A 17,102-nucleotide genomic window follows, 5' to 3' on the forward strand; every position below is an offset into this window, starting at 1 on the left:
TGGGGAACAAAGGTGGCCCCCGACGGGTTGGCCAGCCGTGTGATCGACGTACCGTTGTCTGTCCTCGACCTGGCCCCCGTCGCTGCCGGCGCCTCCGCGACCGAGGCGTTGCGGCACACCACCGAGTTGGCCCGGCGTACCGACGAGTTGGGCTTTCGCCGGTTCTGGGTGGCCGAGCACCACAACATGCCGGCCATCGCGTCGTCGGCACCGGCGGTGCTGCTCGCGCATCTGGCGGCGCACACCGAGTCCATCCGGCTCGGGTCGGGTGGGGTGATGTTGCCGAATCACGCGCCGCTGGTGGTGGCGGAGCAGTTCGGCACGTTGGAGGCGCTGCATCCGGGCCGCATCGACCTGGGTATCGGTCGCGCGCCGGGCACCGACCAGGTGACCGCGTTGGCGTTGCGCCGGACGATGGAGGGGTTGTCGGCGGAGGGCTTCCCGCGCGAGTTGGCCGACCTGATGGAGTACTTCAGCGAGGACGGGTCGGGGCCGATCACGGCCACCCCGGGGCGGGGGCAGCGACCGGCGGTGTGGTTGCTGGGGTCCAGTGGGTTCAGTGCCCGGTTGGCGGGTGCGCTGGGGTTGCCGTTCTCGTTCGCGCATCACTTCAGCGCGCAGAACACGCTGCCCGCGTTGGCGTTGTACCGGCAGAGTTTCCGCCCGTCGCAGTGGCTGGAGCGGCCGTACGCGATGGTGGCGGTGAACGCGGTGTGCGCGGAGACCGACGAGCGGGCCGAGTGGCTGTCCGGGCCGGCGGGGTTGTCGTTCCTGCGGCTGCGGTCGGGGCGGCCGGAGCCGCTGGCCACTCCGGAGGAGGCGGCGGCGTATCCGTACACGGATCTGGAGCGGGAGTTCGTGGTGCAGCGTCGGGAGGGTCAGGCGGTCGGGTCGCCGGAGACGGTCCGTCGGCAGTTGGGTGAGTTGCTGGCGCGGACGGGTGCGGACGAGTTGATGCTGACCGCGATGGTGTACGACGTGGCCGACCGGGTGCGGTCGTTCGAGCTGATCGCGACCGAGGTGGCCGGGGGTCTGCGCCGCTGAGGCAGTAATCCAGGTCACAGCGTTCCCGTGGACGCGAAACACGATCTTCACGGCAGCGTCACCCTCGCGACGCGGAGTCCGCCTAACTTTATTACCGGTGGTGGTACGGCACTCCCCGGTCGGGACGGGTCGGGGGTGCCGCGGTGTGGGGCACCGGGCTGCGATTGTGCGGATTCCGCGATCGCGGCCCGGTGCCTGTCCGTTTCTCTGCTCACCGCCTTCTCAGTCTCGCACGGCCGCTTGCCACCGTGCCCGCTTTCTTGATCGACTCATGTCATGGCGCGGCACATGACTCCCGACGAGTTCCGTCAGGCCGGGTACGCGGTCGTCGACTGGATCGCCGACTACTGGGCCACCCTCGACAAGCGCCCGGTCACCTCGCCGGATCCACCCGGCACCGTCGCCGCCCGACTACCGGCCGGACCGCCGACGCACGGCGAACCGGTGGAGGCGCTCCTCGCCGACCTGGACTCGGTGGTGACGCCCGGGCTCACCCACTGGCAGCATCCCGGCTTCTTCGGTTACTTCCCGGCCAACACCAGCGGACCCAGCGTGCTGGGCGACATGGTCAGCGCCGGGCTCGGCGTGCAGGGGATGCTCTGGGCCACCGGCCCGGCCTGCACCGAGCTGGAGACGGTGCTGCTCGACTGGCTGGCCGACCTGATGGACCTGCCGCGCAGGTTCCGCTCCAGCGGCCCCGGCGGCGGGGTCATCCAGGACTCCGCCTCCTCCGCCACGCTGGTCGCCATGCTGGTGGCGGTGCACCGGGCCGCGCGGGGACGGTGGCGGCAGGTCGGCGTGGACCGGCGGTACCGGGTCTACACCTCCACCGAGGGCCACTCCTCGGTGGAGAAGGCCGCCCGGATCGCCGGGCTCGGCGCCGAGGGCGTACGGCTGATCGAGGTGGACCCGGAGACCCGGGCCATGTCGGCGTCGGCGCTGCGGGCCGCGATCGAGGCGGACATCGCCGCCGGAGTGATCCCCGCCCTGGTGGTGGCGACCGTCGGCACCACCTCCACCACCGCCGTGGACCCACTGCCGCAGATCGGGCCGATCTGCGCCGAGCACGGCGTCTTCCTGCACGTCGACGCCGCGTACGCGGGCTCGGCGGCGGTCTGCCCCGAGCTGCGGTTCGGCCACGACGGACTGGAGTACGCCGACTCCTACTGCTTCGATCCGCACAAGTGGCTGCTGACCGGCTTCGACTGCGACGCGTTCTGGGTGGCCGACGCCGGTGAGCTGGTCGAGGCGCTGACCGTGCTGCCCGAGTACCTGCGCAACGCGGCCACCGAGTCCGGTGCGGTGATCGACTACCGGGACTGGCAGGTGCCGCTGGGTCGGCGCTTCCGCGCGCTCAAGCTCTGGTTCGTGCTGCGCTGGTACGGCGTGGAGGGGCTGCGCGCGCACATTCGCAGCGGGGTCGCCCTGGCTGCCCGCTTCGCCGACCGGGTACGCGCCGACGACCGCTTCGAACTGGTCGCCGGGAACCCGTACGCGCTGGTCTGTTTCCGGCTGCGGGGCGACGACGAGCCGAACGAGCGGTTGCTGGCGGCGGTGAACGCCACCGGTCGGGTCCACCTGACGCACACCCGGGTCGCCGGCCGGTACACGCTGCGGCTGGCCGTCGGTGCGCCGCAGACCACCGAGGTCCACGTGGACGGGGCCTGGGAGCTGGTGTCTCAGGCCGCGCGTACCGCCGCCGACTGAGTCAGGGGCGTCGGGCCACCCACGCGCGGGTGGTCCCTCGGTGGTCCGGGAGTCGGATCACCGAGGACGGTACGACCGGCGGGCCGTCAGCGGTCCGCGCCGGAGAGGGCGCGGGTGCTGCTGTCGGCGTCGGTCGGCGTGTCGTGGGCCCCGGTGGGCGACGCGGTGCGGTCGACCGGTGCGGCGGCTGCCGCGAGCGCCTCCTCGCGGCGGGTCCGCCGCAGCACCCGCACCGCCAGCACCAGCGCGGCCACCCATCCGGCGGCCAGCAGCACGTAGACCACCACCGGCACGCCGCTGGGCAGCTCGGCGGCGCCCAGCAGGACGCGGGCGTTGGTCAGCACGATCACGCCGCCGACGGCCGCGCCGAGCATCTGGGCCGGGATGATCCGCACCAGGTAGGCCGCGATGGGCGCGGCGATCAGGCCACCGGCGAGCAGGGCGAGCACGATGGGCAGCAGGAAGCCCTCGGTGCCGAGGCCGATCAGGAAGCCGAGGCTGGCCGAGGCGGCGACGACGAACTCGGAGGTGTCGACCGAGCCGATCACCTTGCGCGGCTCCATCCGACCGGAGGCCAGCAGGGCCGGCGTGGCGACCGGCCCCCATCCCCCGCCGCCGGTGGCGTCGACGAAGCCGGCGACCAGCCCGAGCGGACCGAGGAAGCGCCCGCGCAGTTGACCCGCGGCCGGGTTGCGGCGCAGCGGCCGGGAGAAGCGGACGAGCAGGTACGCGCCGAGGGTGAACAGGATGGCGGCCATCCAGGGGGCGGCCGACTCGGTGGAGAGCCAGCTCAGGAAGGTGGCCCCGGCGAACGCGCCGATCGCGCCCGGCAGGGCGATGCGGCGTACCACCCGCCAGTCGACGTTGCCGAACCGCCAGTGCGCCGCCCCGGAGGCGAGCGTGGTGCCGATCTCGGCCAGGTGCACCGAGGCGGACGCCGCGGCCGGCGCGATGCCGACCACCAGCAGCAGGGTCGTGGACGTCAGTCCGTAGGCCATGCCGAGCGCACCGTCGACCAGTTGCGCGGCCAGCCCGACCAGTGCGATGACGAGCAACTTGCGCACGGACGCCCCCTAGCTTTTTGGCATCTCCTATCAACTTGGTCGAGAATGCGGTACGGGGTGCCCTCCGGTCAACCCTCTGATCGGTCAGTGAGACGACGCGGGTCCGCGATCGGGGCGGCGCCCCCACACGACATGCCGGGTGGGGGCCGTCTGAGCCGCCACGGCCAGGGCCGACGGGGACTCCCCCGGGTCGACGCGGATCAGGTCCAGGCGCGCGGGTCGGCGACCAGCTTGGTGACCTGCTCGGGCAGGGTGCCCTGGGCCACGTCGGCGATCGTGACCAGCTCCAGGATCTGGCGTTCGCTGGCGCGCAGGGCGATCCAGACGTCCTGTAGGGCGCGGGCCGCCCCGTGGTAGCCGAGCTGTTCGGGACGCTGGCCACGGATGTGGGCCAGCGGTCCGTCGATCACCCGGATCACCTCGGCCAGGGAGATCTCCTCGGCCGGGCGGGCCAGCCAGTAGCCGCCCTCCGGTCCCCGCTGCGCCTGCACGATGCCGCCCCGGCGCAGTTGCAGCAGGATGCTCTCCAGGAACTTCGGCGGAATCTCCTGGGCGCGGGCGATCTGGTCGGCGGTCACCGGGCGACCGCGCCCAGCCCCGGTCACCGAGGCCAGCTCGGTGACCGCGCGGAGGGCGTAGTCCACCCGAGCGGAGAGTCGCATGCCGGACAGGTTAGCGGGCCACCCGATCCAGCCGGACGATCACCCCTTGACCGATCGGTTTACGCGGTCGCCCGGCGGCGCGACCGGCGGTCGCGGCTACTCGCCCACCCGGCGCAGCAGACCCTCCTGCACCACGCTGGCGATGTGCCGACCGTCGATCGTGAACAACTGGCCGGTGGCCAGCCCACGGGCACCGGAGGCGGACGGGCTGCCGCAGTCGTAGAGGAACCATTCGTCGGCCCGGAACGGGCGGTGGAACCACAGGGCGTGGTCCAGGCTGGCCCCGACCACCCCGCCCGGCCCCCACACCTCGCCGTGCACGGAGAGCACCGAGTCGAGCAGGGTCAGGTCGGAGGCGTACGTCAGGGCGCAGGCGTGCAGCAGCGGATCGTCGGGGAGTTTGCCGTCGATCCGCATCCACACCCGCTGGTGCTTCTCGGCCGGCCGGTCACCGGGGCGGACCCAACCCGGCTCACCGACGTACCGCACGTCGATGGGGCGCGGGATCTGCCCCCAGATGCCGAGCCGTTCGGGGTAACGGGCCAACCGGTCGGACATCGTCGGCACGTCGTCCGGGGCGGGCACGTCCGGCGGGACCGGCGTCTGGTGGTCGAGCCCCTCCTCGTGCCGCTGGAACGAGGCGGACATGAAGAAGATCGGCTTGCCGTGTTGCAGGGCCACCGAACGGCGGACCGAGAAGGACCGGCCGTCGCGGATGTTCTCCACCTCGTACGCGATCGGTTCGGCCGGGTCCCCGGCGCGGACGAAGTAGCCGTGCAGCGAGTGGACCACCCGGTCCGGGGCGACGGTGCGCCCGGCCGCGACCAGTGCCTGGCCGGCGACCTGGCCGCCGTAGACCCGCTGCGGGCCGACCAGGGGGCTCATCCCCCGGAACGACATGGTGCCGGTCGACTCCAGGTCGAGCACCTCCAGCAACTGGTCGACGGCGGCCTGGCCGACGATGGTCCCCTCGCCGTCGGTCACTGCAACGCCCTCGCGGTGGCGGCGTCGACGAGCGATCCGAGCTGGTGCACCCGCAGCGTGTTGGTCGAGCCGGGGCTGCCGGGCGGGCTGCCCGCCACGACCACCACCAGGTCGCCGGGGTTGCCCCGGTTGAGCCCGAGCAGCGCCTGGTCGACCTGCCGGAACATGTCGTCGGTGTGCTGGACGAACGGCATCAGGAAGGTCTCCACGCCCCAGCAGAGGGCGAGCTGCTGACGCACCTCGGGGACCGGGGTGAAGGCCAGCAGCGGCAGGTCGCAGTGCAACCGACTCAACCGACGCACGGTGTCGCCGGTCTGCGAGAACGCGACCAGTGCCTTGGCGCCGATGGCCCGGGCGATGGAGGAGGCGGCGACGGTGAGCGCCCCGCCGTGCGTACGCGGGTCGTGCTGGAGCCGGGGCACGGCGATGGACCCGGCCTCGGTGGTGGTGACGATCTTGGCCATGGTGCTGACGGTGAGCACCGGGTACTTGCCGACGCTGGTCTCGCCGGAGAGCATCACCGCGTCGGCGCCGTCGAGGACGGCGTTGGCGACGTCGGAGGCCTCGGCGCGGGTCGGGCGTGAGTTCTCGATCATCGAGTCGAGCATCTGGGTGGCCACGATGACCGGCTTGGCGTTCTCCCGGCAGAGCTGCACGGCGCGCTTCTGCACCAGCGGGACCTCGTCCAACGGCAGTTCCACGCCGAGGTCGCCGCGGGCGACCATGACGCCGTCGAAGGCCAGCACGATCGCTTCCAGGTGGTCGACGGCCTCCGGCTTCTCGACCTTCGCGAGCACGGGCCGGTGCACGCCGACCTCACTCATGATCGAGTGGCAGAGCTTGATGTCGTCGGCCGAGCGGACGAACGAGAGCGCCACCAGGTCGACACCGAGACCGAGCGCGAAGCGCAGGTCGGCGGCGTCCTTCTCGGAGAGGGCCGGCACGCTCACCGCGACGTTGGGCAGCGAGACGCCCTTGTTGTTGCTGACCGGTCCACCCTCGGTGACCAGCACCCGGATGTCGTTGCCGGTCACGTCGGTGACCTCGACGGCCACCCGGCCGTCGTCGATCAGCAGCCGGTCGCCCGGCTTGACCTCCTGCGGCAGGCGGCGGTACGTGCAGGAGACGCGCTCCTTGCTGCCCAGGATCTCGTCGCCGGTGATCACGACGGAGTCGCCGGTACGCCACTCGTGCGGCCCGTCGGCGAACCGGCCCAGCCGGATCTTCGGTCCCTGTAGGTCGGCCAGGATCGCCACCGGCTGCCCGGCCGCCTCGGCCGCCTCCCGGACGAGCCGATAGACGGCCTCGTGGTCGGCGTGGCTGCCGTGGCTGAAGTTGAGCCTCGCCACATTCATGCCGGCCTCGACGAGCCCACGGATGCGCTCGGGCGACGAGGTGGCGGGGCCAAGAGTGCAGACGATCTTCGCGCGGCGTGTCACGCCCATCAGGCTAGTCTCTCCTCCAGGTCGGACCACGGGCCGACCCCTTGCGCATTGCGGAACGATTGTCCAACGCTGCGCGCCGAACGCGCGCAGCCGGCGGGCGAAGCCGCACCGGACGTCGACGGCGGGCAACAGCGACCGCGCGCCGGAATGGTACGCCCCTGACACCAATGGCCGGTGAGGCGCTCCACTGCGGTGACCGAGGGTGCTCGCGCCATCACCGCACGAAGATCGTCCGCCGAATCCCGTCCCCGCCTCAGCTCTCCGTCTTGGCCAGCGGGAACTCCAGCGAACCCGCCGGGCAGAGGAACGTCATCACGTCCACCCGATAGAGCTCGGCCTGCACGGCCGGATCGGCCTCCATCACGCTGCGTACGTCGTCCACCGAGCCGGTGCGCGCCAGCCCGAAGCCGAGCGGCGGGTCCGGCTCCCGGGCGTCGTTGCCGTCCACCGCCCCGGCCACCAGGATGATCCCCCGGCGCTGCAACGCCGCCATGTGCTCGGCGTGCTCGGCCTGGAGGCGCTGGATGGTCTCGGCCGGCAACGCCCGCCCGGCGGTACCCGGATACAGCACGATGCACTCGAACGTGTCGAGCGCGAAGTCGACCCGCGGCTCTCCTGCCATCACGTTCCTTTCCGCAGCTCATCCACGCCCTGCGGCGGCACGCACGGCGGTACCCCTGAGCGTCTCACGCCACCGGTGACCCGCACCGGCCGCTGATCGGATTCGACCCGACCGCTCCGTTGATCATCTCCGCCGGGCGGACCACGATCGGGTACCCGCTCCCGGCGGCGCACCCCCGCGCCAGGGGGAAGGTGTATCCCAGGGTGACCAGCCCGGTCACCGACGAACGACACGAGGGGAACGGCGAATGGCGAGCGACACCGACCCGAGGCCCGCGAAGCACTCCGGCACCTACCGCATCGGCGGGGAGCTGGCCGTCGACCGGCTCGGCTACGGGGCCATGCAGATCACCGGCCCGGGCGTCTGGGGCGACCCGAAGGACCCGGCCGAGGCGGTCCGGGTGCTGCGCCGGGCGTACGAGTTGGGCGTCACCTTCATCGACACCGCCGACTCGTACGGGCCGTTCGTCTCCGAACTGTTGATCAGAGAGGCGCTGCACCCGTACGCCGACGATCTGGTCATCGCGACCAAGGCCGGCCTGACCCGCGGCGGCCCGGGCGTGTGGCGCCCGGTCGGCCGCCCGGAGTATCTGCGCCAGCAGTGCGAGCTGAGCCTGCGCCACCTGGGCCTGGAGAGCATCGGGCTCTACCAGTTGCACCGCGTCGACGCGAAGGTGCCGCTGGAGGACCAGCTCGGCGAGTTGGTGCTGCTGCGCGACGAGGGCAAGATCCAGCACATCGGGCTCTCCGAGGTGACCGTCGCGCAGGTCGAGGCGGCCCGCCGGATCGCACCGATCGTCTCGGTGCAGAACCTCTACAACGTGGCCGACCGCAGCGCCGATGAGGTGCTGACGTACTGCGAGGGGAACGACATCGCGTTCATCCCGTGGTTCCCGATCGCCACCGGCGAGCTGGCCCGCCCCGGCGGTCCGCTGGACGCCATCGCCACCGAGCACGGCGCGACGCCCGCCCAGCTCGCGCTCGCCTGGCTGCTGCGCCGTTCGCCGGTGATGCTGCCGATTCCCGGCACCTCGTCGGTGGCCCACCTGGAGGAGAACGTCGCCGCCGCCCGCATCGACCTCACCGACGCCGAGTACGAGTCCCTCGCCACCGCCACCTGACCCCGCCCCACGCCCCTCCCCACCGCGGCCTCTCCCCGCCGCGGCCTCTCCCCGCCGCGGCCTCTCCCCGCCGCGGCCTCTCCCCGACGATCATGGAGTTGTGGCAGTGACGAAACGGTTGTAACGCCACGTTTCCTTCACCACAACTCCATGATCGGCGGGGCCAGAGGGGCGGGCGCGGGCGCGGGCGGGGGCGGGGGCGGGGGCGGGCGGGTGAGTCAGAGGGCCAGGCAGGCGGGGTTGACGGGTTGGTCGCGGAGGGCCTGGCGGATCACCGAGTACGTGGTGCCGTCGGCCACCAGTCCGAGGTGCCCGACGACGCGCAGCGGGCACCTGGACTGGATCAACACGTTCGTCGCCCCGTCGGCCAGCATGGCGTTGTCGACCGGGCGGACCAGTTCGTCCTGCCGGGTACGCACGGTGGTCCACCGGACGTCACCGGGGGTGTCGTCACCGGCGTTGAGGGCAGTGAGGAACGACGAGCCGATCGTCATCTGCTGGCAGGCGATCACGCCCGCGCAACTACCCAGGCCGAGGAAGGCCACGATGTTGGCGACGTACGTGCCGTACTGCGGTGTGCCCAGGCTGACGTAGCGGCCGACCGTGTCCCCACCGCCCAGGTTCTTGATGTAATACCGGCTGACCAGGCCGCCTTCGGAGTGGGCGACGAGGTCGACCTTGGCCGCGCCGGTGCTGGCGCGGACCTGTCCGACGAAACTGCGCAGGCCACCGGCCGAGGCGCTGATGTCGCCGAGCCCGAGGTTCGGCAGCGGGTGGATCCAGACGCGGTACCCGTCGGCGCGCAACCGGGCGGCGAGGGGTTCGTAGACGGCGGCGAAGCCGCTGAGTCCGCCGACGACGATGACCGGGTTGGCCCCGGCCAGGGCCCGCAGTCCGTCGGTGGTGGTGGTCGTGTTCGCCGACGGTTCCGGGGCACCGGGGGCGGCGGTGGCGGCGGCCGGGGGCGCCAGGACGGCGGCGAGGGCCAGGGCCAGGACGGGGACAGCCTTTCGGAGCAGCATCGCTGCACCTCCCAAGGGGGATCCCGGGGTTGCCGGGTGGAGGTGGTGGGGTGTCCGATCGACCGTGCCTCGATGATGCGGGCCACGATCCGGAAACGTCAATGAAAAGTTACGCGCGGGTAGCGATCTCTTCGCGGTCCACACCGCCGGACGGCGAACGCCGCACGCACCGACCGGGTGCGTGCGGCGTCCGGACGGGTACGGGCGTCAGCCGGCCGGGGCCTTCTCCGGCTCGGGCTCGGGCCGCGCCTGACCGTTCTTGACGTACGTCGGGTGCAGTTGCACCGGCTGGTTCTCCTGACGGCGTCGCTGGCGCGACCGGACCCGCAGGTTGAGGAACTCCACGAAGATCGAGAAGGCGATCGGGCCGTACACGTAGCCCTTCGGAATGTGCTGGTCGAGGCCCTCCGCGATGAGGCTGGCACCAATGATCAGCAGGAACGACAGGGCGAGCATCTTGACCGTCGGATGCTGGTTGACGAAGTTGCTGACCGCATTGACCGAGACCAACATGATGATCATCGCGATCACCACGGCGGCCACCATGATGGCGAGTTCGTCGACCATGCCGACCGCGGTGATCACCGAGTCGAGCGAGAAGACGACGTCCAGCACCAGGATCTGCGCGATGACCACGCCGAACGAGGCGGCCTTCTTGCCGGACCTGGCGTGGTCGGATCCTTCGAGGTGCTCGTGGATCTCGTACGTCGCCTTGCCGACCAGGAACAACCCGCCGAGCAGCAGGATCAGGTCCCGCCCGGAGATCTCCTGTCCGAGCACGGTGAACAGCGGAGCGGTCAGGCCGATGATCCAGGACAACGAGGCCAGCAGGATCAGCCGGGTGATCAGGGCGAGCGAGATACCGATCATCCGGGCGCGGGCCTGCTGGTGCTCAGGTAACCGACCGGACAGGATCGAGATGAACACGACGTTGTCGATGCCCAGCACGATCTCCAGCAGGAGCAGGGTCGCGAACGCGATCCACAGCTCGGGACTGGTCAGGAATTCCATTCCATCCTCGACTTCCAGACCGCCGCCGGGTCGGCACCCGGAGCCATCGGCGGATCTGCGTACGCATGGCGTACCGCGCCGGAAGTCCCGCCGCAACCCCAGACGGGCGGTACCGGCGGACGGTGCGTGTCGATGGCATGCTGTGCGCGTACCTGCGGATGCCGCCGTCACACGACGACGCGCGCGAGTCGGAGGCCCATCGCCCCCGGGTCGACCGGGCCCGCGCGACGAGGTCCGCCGCCCACGTCTGGCCGCCGCACCCGGTTGGGACGACTGCATGAGCTGGATGCTCAGGACCGGCATTCGCCACGAAGACGACCAGTCGTACGACTTCGACCTGATCGTCTACAACCTGAGGTTCCCGGTCACCGAATCGGTTCCGCGGCTGTTCATCACTCATCGCGATCTCGTGGTGGAACTCGCGGAGGCGTTCGAGTGGAACGACGTCCGCAGGCTGCTGCGCGTCGGATCGCCGATGGACGAACTCGACGACCTGATGCGCGTGGCGGATCGACCGCTCAGCGGGTGGAAGGCACGTCGCCAACTCGGTTCGCTCCAGTCGGGACCCGTCAACCGGGCCTGGCGACAGGTGATCCGCCTCGTCGGAGCCCACGTACGCTGGCTGCGTTGGAGGACACGGCGACGCCACCGCGTCGATCGCTTCACGGCGTCGCAGGCGGCGACCACGTCACCGCGTCGAGGGCGGTGGTCAGGGGGCGGCGCGGACGGCCAGCGCGGTCGCCGCGAGCGCGTCGGCGAACTCCGGGATCGTCAGCACGGTGACGGCCACACCCGGTTCGACAAGCCAGAACGCCTGCGTGTCGTCGGTCAGCCCGGAGCCGTCCTCATGCGGGAACTCGGTCAGCCGCCACTGCGCCGGATCCCGCTCCAGGTAGGCGGCGAGGAAGTCGCGTACCGCGTCGAGGTCGGTGAGCCGTGGCCCACGCAGCACGTGGACGCGCAGATCCACCCGATGCCCATCGGCTGTCCGCCGTTCCCAGAAGCGGCTGGTGAGAGCGACGTCCTCCCACTCGCTGGAGAAGTCCGACACCTCGTCACCGACACCGGGCGGCACGTACCCGAGGTGGAACCCGTCCAACACCCCGCCGTCGCGGTCCATCCGCCACCCCCGTGATCGTCGATCGGCGCGTGGTCAGTTGCCCAGCGCGCGTACCTTCGTGATCGTCTCCTGGACGTGCTGCCGGGCTGGGCCACCGCCCTCAGCGGCCTGCGCGAGCGCCTGCCGGTACGAGTCGATCATCCCGATCAGCGGCCCGGCGGCCACCCCCTGCAACGCTCCCGCGACGAGCTGCCGCGCCTCGGCCGCGTCCTGGGCGGCGGCGGCCGTCTTGGCCTTCGCCTCGTCCAGCTTCTGCGCGGCCGCCGCCAACCGGGCGATCATTTCCGCTGCGCTCACATGCCCTCCCCGGCTCGACCGCCTCCGCGACCACACAGGAGCGTACGAGATCCGTCCGCCCACCGCGACCACCCGCACCGCGCACCCGAACCACCAGCTCGACAGCGCCCGAACAACAATCTTCGCGGCACCACGCCGCCCGCCGCGCCACGAGGCCGCCACACCCAACCGCGCCCCACGCTCCGCCGCCCGCCACGCCGCGAGGCCGCGGCCGGGTCAGCGCAGCGCGCGGAACAGCAGCAGGTAGCCGCAGTAGGCGAGCGGCACCGCCAGGAAGCAGAGCAGGAAGCCCAGCAGCGGGTACCGGGGCGGAGTGGCGGCACCGCTGGCGGGCCGCCCCCACTTGCCCAGCACCAGCCAGGCACCGATCAGGGCCGCTGCGGGCAGTCCGGCGCACATCCAGGCGATCAGGGTGCCGAAGCCGACCGCACCGACGCCGGAGGCGAGCACCATCACCAGCATGAGGATCACGGCGACACCGGAGAAGCCGAGGTACACGGCGACCGCCCGGGCCATCGGCGACCAGCTCGGCAGCAGCGCCGGCCGCTGCGCCAGCATCTCGGCCTGCTGGGCGTACCGGTCCGCCTCGTCCGCCCAACGCCGCGCCAGTTCCAGCTCCGTCGCCGGGTCGACCGTACCGGCCCGCTGGGCCGGTACCCCCACCTCCGTCGCGCTCACCGCCACCGGCAACGCCCGGTCCGTCCCCGAACTCCCCGGCTGCGGGTACGCCCCGACACCCGGCTGCCCCGGCGCGGCGGCTGCGCCGCCGGTCCCCACCGTCCCCGGCGAACCCGACGGTCCCCACGGTCCCCCGGCCACCGGCTGGTGACCGGCGGCAGCCGGCGGCTCGGGCGTCCCCGAGACCGACCCGGCACCCGGCATGCCGAAGGCCGACGTGCCGCCCGACGGGCCGGGATCGGGCGCACCGGAGACCGGCACACCCGACACCGGCGCGGCACCCGGCATCGGCGGACCGGACCCGGGCGGAAAGCCCGGCGGCGGTCCGGCGGTGCCGGGGTCCAGGCCGATGGTGCGGCCGAGGTGGTCGAGGCGCTGCCCCTGGGCGAGCAGGCGGCGGTGCAGGTAGTCCACGGTGGCGCCGAGGTGAGTGTGGCGCTCGGTCTTGGCGGCGGTGTCCTGTTCACCCGCGCGCTGCTGTGCGGAGAGATGCCGCAGCAGTGCGGCGTACTCGTCGAAGCTGGACACGCCTCACTCCTGCCCGTCGGGGGTGTGCCCGTCCCGGGCGAACGGCACGATCAACCGGACCCGCTGGTCGTGCCGGTCCACCAGCAGTGCCCGGTCGGGCCGGGGCGTGTACGCCAGGTCGTGCACGCCGAGGTGCAGACCCAGGTCCGCGCCGGGAACGTTCAACGCGACCAGGCAGGCGACGTCGTCGCGGTTCTGGGTTCCGCCGAGGTCGTCGGCGAGTCGACGCAGGCCACGCCACCAGCCGAGCAGGTGCACGCCGTGGCCGGGACCCTGGCGCAACAGGGTCCGCAGGTCGTCGTGGCCGCAACGGAAGGTCGCGGGATCCGTCTCGGCGAGTCGCCCGGCGGCGGCGTCCATACCGAACACCACCAGGTAGGTACGCGCTGCGCCAGCCGGTCCGTCGGACGACACCGCGACATCGGGCCCGTCAGCCCCGGGGCCGGAGTCGGGCGGGGACGTGGCGAGGGTGCCGATCCGGGCGCGCAGGGCGGCGGTGTCCAGCCGCTGCACCGGGTGTCCGGCGGCGGTCAGCGCGGCGGCGATGTCGTCGGCGGCCGAGTCGGCGGCGGCGACCAGCGGGGCGAGCAGGAAGGTCGCCTCGCCGGGGGCGTGCTGTCGGGCGAGGCTCAGGGTCGCGGCGCGCAGCACCTCGGCACCGGTGGGCGAGGTGCCCACCACGGCCAGGTGACGACCGGGCGCGGTGTCCATGATGAACATGGCCGTGGTGCCGTCCACGTCGACCGTGCGGCCGACCAGGGCCAGGGGACGCCGCCCGCCGGGACGGAGGCCGGTGAAGGTGGCGTCGGCCTCGACGCGCGCGGTGTCGTACCCCCGGAACACCGACGGCGTGCGCGCGCCCGGCGGACGGGCCTGCCACAGGTCGTGCCGCAGCCGGGTCAGCTCGCTCCCGGCGGCGTGCGCGTCGGGGAACCGGACGACGGTGTTCGCGCCGGGGGCGCCGGCGGCGGTGTTGATCACGGCCGAGCCGACCGGCAGGGTCGCCGCCGCGTCGTTGAGCTGGTCGAGCACTCCCCCGCCGCCGGCCAGCGCCACCCGCAGCGCGAACTGGCCGAAGACCGCGTCGGCCCGGCCGTAGAGGGCCTCGATCCCCGTCGTGCTCTGGCTGGCGAGCACCAGGTGCACGCCGTACGAGCGGCCCTTGCGGGCCAACTCCTCCAGCAGGTCCACCGATTCGCGGGCGAGCGGGTCGTTGCCGGCCAGCAGCACCTGGAACTCATCGATCACGGCGACGATCCGGGGCACCGGTGTGTCGGCGGGTAGGTCGGCGAGCTTGGTGACGCCGTGACGTTTGAGTGCGGTGGCCCGCCGGTGCAGTTCACGGCGCAGCTCGCGGAGGACGGCCACGCCGTACTCGCGGTCGCTCTCGATGCCGACGGCGCGGGCGTGCGGCAACCACGACGGGTCGTGCCCGGTCGGGACGAACTCGGTGAAGCTCACCCCCTCCTTGAAATCGAGGAGGTAGAGCTGCAACTCGGCCGGGGAGTAACGGTCGGCCAACCCGTAGAGCACGTCGAGCAGGAAGACCGTCTTGCCGGCACCCGTGCGTCCGCCTACCAGCCAGTGCGGGGTGGCGTCGTCGAAGGCCATGCGGAACGGATCGCGTCCGGCGCGGCCCACGACGGTACGCAGACCGGCGCGGGCCGAGGCGGCCCAGCGCTGCCCGGGCAGCAGGTCGGCGAAGGTGACCGCCGCACCGCGCCGGGCGGCGTCGCCCAGATGGGTGGCGAGGGCGGCGACCGAGGCCGGCGGCGCGTCGCCGTCCAGACGTACCGGAACGCGCAGTCCGCTGCCGTCGGCGCTGAACGGCGTCGCGGGCGGGTCACCGACCCGGGCCGACGCGCCGACGTACCCGGACGACGACGACCGGCCCGACGCGTCGCCGGCGCGGGCCTGGTCGTCGGAGAGTCGGACCACGGTGGTCGAGCCCAGCGGTGGCGCGGACTCCCCGGGGCCGGTCGGCGGCCAGCCGGCCAGCAGGACACAGACCGCGGCGGCGGGGCCGGCGTGGGTGAGCGCGGCGAGCCGGGCCGCCTCGCGGGGCGACGGGACGGACACGGCGACGACCAGCAGGAGTTCCTGGTCGGGCCGGTCGGTGCGGCGGGCGTCCCGGGCGTGCTGTTCGGTGGCGTCCAGCAGGGCGGTGACGTCCGCCTCGGTGGTGGCCGGTGGGTCGATCACCCCGGCGTCGACCAGCGGACGCAGGGGACCGAAGGTGGCGCCGAGAGCGGCCGTGTCCAGCCCGGCGACCCGGACGCCGCCGGGCGTGGCGGTGGCCAGCAGCCGCAGCACGAGTGCCCGCAGCAGGGCGGCCACGGCCGGGTGCCGGGCGTCGGTGTCGACCGCCAGGTGGTGCCCGGCACCGAGCGGGAGCAGCACCGGGAATCCACCACCGGCGACGACCGCCTCGCCGACGCGTACCGGCACGGGCTGGCGCACCAGGGGGGTGCCGGGCGTCGGGGTGGCCAGCGCGGTGCCGACCCGGGCCAGTCGGGTCACCAGGTCGACGTCGGCGGCCGGGGTGACCGGCACCGCGCCGCGCAACGCGTCACGGGCGGAGTCGAGGTGGGCCCGGGCGGCCCGGTGGGCGGCCATCGCCTGCCCGTACGCCGACGCGAGCCTGCCCAACGTGTGCCCCTCCGCCGACGGCCGCCTGGTCCGCTGAAACCCTAACGGACAGCGGCGATCCGGGCACGGTCCCGTCGCCCCCGTGTCGGCCTCGTCCCGGTACGGCGGCGGGCGAATGGGCGTGTGCTGAGTGCTGAAAGGAGGGGTCCCCTGCTAACGCCTCGTGCATAGCAGGGGACCCCTCCTTTCACGACGAACGGTCAGCCGGTGACGGCGTTGAGCGCGGGCAGGTAGCCGTACCGGTAGCCGTCGGCGTTGGGGTGGTACGCCTCGATCACGCCGGTGACGTCGCGGATCCACGGCTGGGCGCCGCACACGCCGTGGCCGGCGAAGGTGGGCCGGGTGTCGGCGAACGTGGCACCGGCTGCGGCGGCCCGGTCGGCGGTCACCTCGGCGAGGACGTCGGCCGCCTCGTTGAGGATGGTGCGCTTGTAGGTGCTCATCGCCAGCAGTCCGCAGGACCGGGTCTCGAACAGGCGGGGGTAGCCGAGCACGATCAGCCGCGCGTTCGGGGCGCGTTCGCGGATGGCGGCGTAGGTGCGGTCCAGCCGGGCCGGCAGGGTGCCGGTGGCGAACGCCTTGGCCTCGTTGACCGCGGTGGTGCAGGTGGACGTGCTGCCGAAGCGGCAACTGGTCATCACGTCGGCGAATCCGGCGTCGTTGCCGCCGACGGTGATGGTGATCATCGTGGTGGTGGCGCTGAGTGCGCCGAGTTGGTTGGCGAGCACGTCGGCGGTGACCGCGCCGCCGCAGGCCGGGAAGCGGAAGCTGGCCACCGCGTTGGCGGCGGCCCACAGTGGCGCGTACGACTTCTGGCTGCGTAGGCAGGTGGACAGGTCGTACGGGCCGGCGCCGACCCCGGAGGAGTACGAGTCGCCGAGCGCGACGTAGTGCACGGGCGCGGCGGCCTGGGCGGCGCCGGGTACGGCCAGTGCGCCGAGGGTGGCGGTGGCGAGGGCGACCAGCGTGGCGAGGGCACGGGCCAGCGGACGGTGGGACATGACGGTCCTCCACAGAGGGTGGTGGTGGAGCCCGTGGACCGCGCGCGTGGCCAGGGGTTGTTACTAGCCGGTAATGCTATCGAAACATGCAGATGAAGTGAATAGCCGCCGCCCCGCAGACGCAGCACGCCCGGCCGAGGCACGGCCG

Annotated in this window: 15 protein-coding genes; 3 read left to right on the top strand and 12 right to left on the bottom strand. The window is 72.6% G+C overall.

Annotation, left to right across the window (positions count from 1 at the left end; genetic code table 11):
* The first annotated feature begins 39 nt into the window (after positions 1-39).
* The gene (locus ACQVFL_RS21880) at positions 40-1,044 is read left to right on the top strand and encodes an LLM class flavin-dependent oxidoreductase (protein ID WP_396693502.1); all 1,005 of its coding nucleotides are present in this window, start codon (positions 40-42) and stop codon (positions 1,042-1,044) included.
* Between the two features lie 276 nt (positions 1,045-1,320).
* Entirely contained in the window at positions 1,321-2,751 is a 1,431-nt protein-coding gene (locus ACQVFL_RS21885) for a pyridoxal-dependent decarboxylase (protein WP_431727504.1), read from the top strand.
* A gap of 86 nt (positions 2,752-2,837) precedes the next feature.
* Here the strand turns inward: ACQVFL_RS21885 and ACQVFL_RS21890 are convergent, their stop codons facing one another.
* The 5 genes from ACQVFL_RS21890 to ACQVFL_RS21910 all read right to left on the bottom strand — a co-directional run bounded on the left by ACQVFL_RS21890 (position 2,838) and on the right by ACQVFL_RS21910 (position 7,528).
* The gene (locus ACQVFL_RS21890) at positions 2,838-3,815 is read right to left on the bottom strand and encodes a sulfite exporter TauE/SafE family protein (RefSeq protein WP_396692940.1); all 978 of its coding nucleotides are present in this window, start codon (positions 3,813-3,815) and stop codon (positions 2,838-2,840) included.
* A gap of 200 nt (positions 3,816-4,015) precedes the next feature.
* On the bottom strand, positions 4,016-4,477 hold the full coding sequence (locus ACQVFL_RS21895) for an RrF2 family transcriptional regulator (RefSeq protein WP_396692942.1): 462 nt from the start codon (positions 4,475-4,477) through the stop codon (positions 4,016-4,018).
* Between the two features lie 96 nt (positions 4,478-4,573).
* On the bottom strand, positions 4,574-5,461 hold the full coding sequence (locus ACQVFL_RS21900; RefSeq protein WP_431727505.1) for an acyl-CoA thioesterase: 888 nt from the start codon (positions 5,459-5,461) through the stop codon (positions 4,574-4,576).
* The gene (pyk, locus tag ACQVFL_RS21905; protein ID WP_396692946.1) at positions 5,458-6,906 is read right to left on the bottom strand and encodes a pyruvate kinase; all 1,449 of its coding nucleotides are present in this window, start codon (positions 6,904-6,906) and stop codon (positions 5,458-5,460) included. The genes ACQVFL_RS21900 and pyk overlap by 4 nt, the downstream gene beginning before the upstream one ends.
* 253 nt (positions 6,907-7,159) lie before the next feature.
* A complete protein-coding gene (locus ACQVFL_RS21910) occupies positions 7,160-7,528 on the bottom strand; it encodes a YciI family protein (RefSeq protein WP_350696456.1) in 369 nt (122 codons plus the stop codon).
* 247 nt (positions 7,529-7,775) lie between these two features.
* On the opposite strand from ACQVFL_RS21910, the gene ACQVFL_RS21915 reads away from it, so the two are divergent.
* Positions 7,776-8,648 carry an aldo/keto reductase gene (locus tag ACQVFL_RS21915; protein ID WP_431727506.1) on the top strand — a complete coding sequence of 291 codons (873 nt, stop codon included), beginning with the start codon at positions 7,776-7,778 and terminating at the stop codon, positions 8,646-8,648.
* A 218-nt stretch (positions 8,649-8,866) separates the two neighbouring features.
* Here ACQVFL_RS21915 and ACQVFL_RS21920 read toward each other — a convergent pair whose 3' ends face one another.
* From ACQVFL_RS21920 to ACQVFL_RS21950, 7 genes are all read right to left on the bottom strand, one after another.
* A complete protein-coding gene (locus ACQVFL_RS21920; RefSeq protein WP_431727507.1) occupies positions 8,867-9,670 on the bottom strand; it encodes an esterase/lipase family protein in 804 nt (267 codons plus the stop codon).
* A 207-nt stretch (positions 9,671-9,877) separates the two neighbouring features.
* Positions 9,878-10,681, bottom strand: a complete 804-nt coding sequence (locus ACQVFL_RS21925; RefSeq protein ID WP_396692952.1) for a TerC family protein — start codon at positions 10,679-10,681, stop codon at positions 9,878-9,880.
* Positions 10,682-11,390: 709 nt separating this feature from the next.
* Complete coding sequence (locus ACQVFL_RS21930; RefSeq protein ID WP_431727508.1) at positions 11,391-11,801, bottom strand: hypothetical protein; 411 nt, start codon at positions 11,799-11,801, stop codon at positions 11,391-11,393.
* Positions 11,802-11,834: 33 nt separating this feature from the next.
* A complete protein-coding gene (locus ACQVFL_RS21935) occupies positions 11,835-12,098 on the bottom strand; it encodes a DUF6244 family protein (protein WP_350696440.1) in 264 nt (87 codons plus the stop codon).
* 216 nt (positions 12,099-12,314) lie between these two features.
* Positions 12,315-13,304 (bottom strand): hypothetical protein, encoded by a 990-nt coding sequence (locus ACQVFL_RS21940; RefSeq protein ID WP_431727509.1) that lies wholly within the window; start codon positions 13,302-13,304, stop codon positions 12,315-12,317.
* 3 nt (positions 13,305-13,307) lie between these two features.
* Entirely contained in the window at positions 13,308-15,953 is a 2,646-nt protein-coding gene (locus ACQVFL_RS21945) for an FtsK/SpoIIIE domain-containing protein (protein ID WP_431727510.1), read from the bottom strand.
* 200 nt (positions 15,954-16,153) lie between these two features.
* Positions 16,154-16,954 carry an SGNH/GDSL hydrolase family protein gene (locus ACQVFL_RS21950; RefSeq protein WP_396692958.1) on the bottom strand — a complete coding sequence of 267 codons (801 nt, stop codon included), beginning with the start codon at positions 16,952-16,954 and terminating at the stop codon, positions 16,154-16,156.
* Positions 16,955-17,102: the final 148 nt, after the last annotated feature.

Origin of the sequence: Verrucosispora sp. TAA-831 (assembly GCF_050780145.1) — a bacterium.
In the GTDB taxonomy this organism is placed as follows: Bacteria; Actinomycetota; Actinomycetes; order Mycobacteriales; family Micromonosporaceae; genus Micromonospora.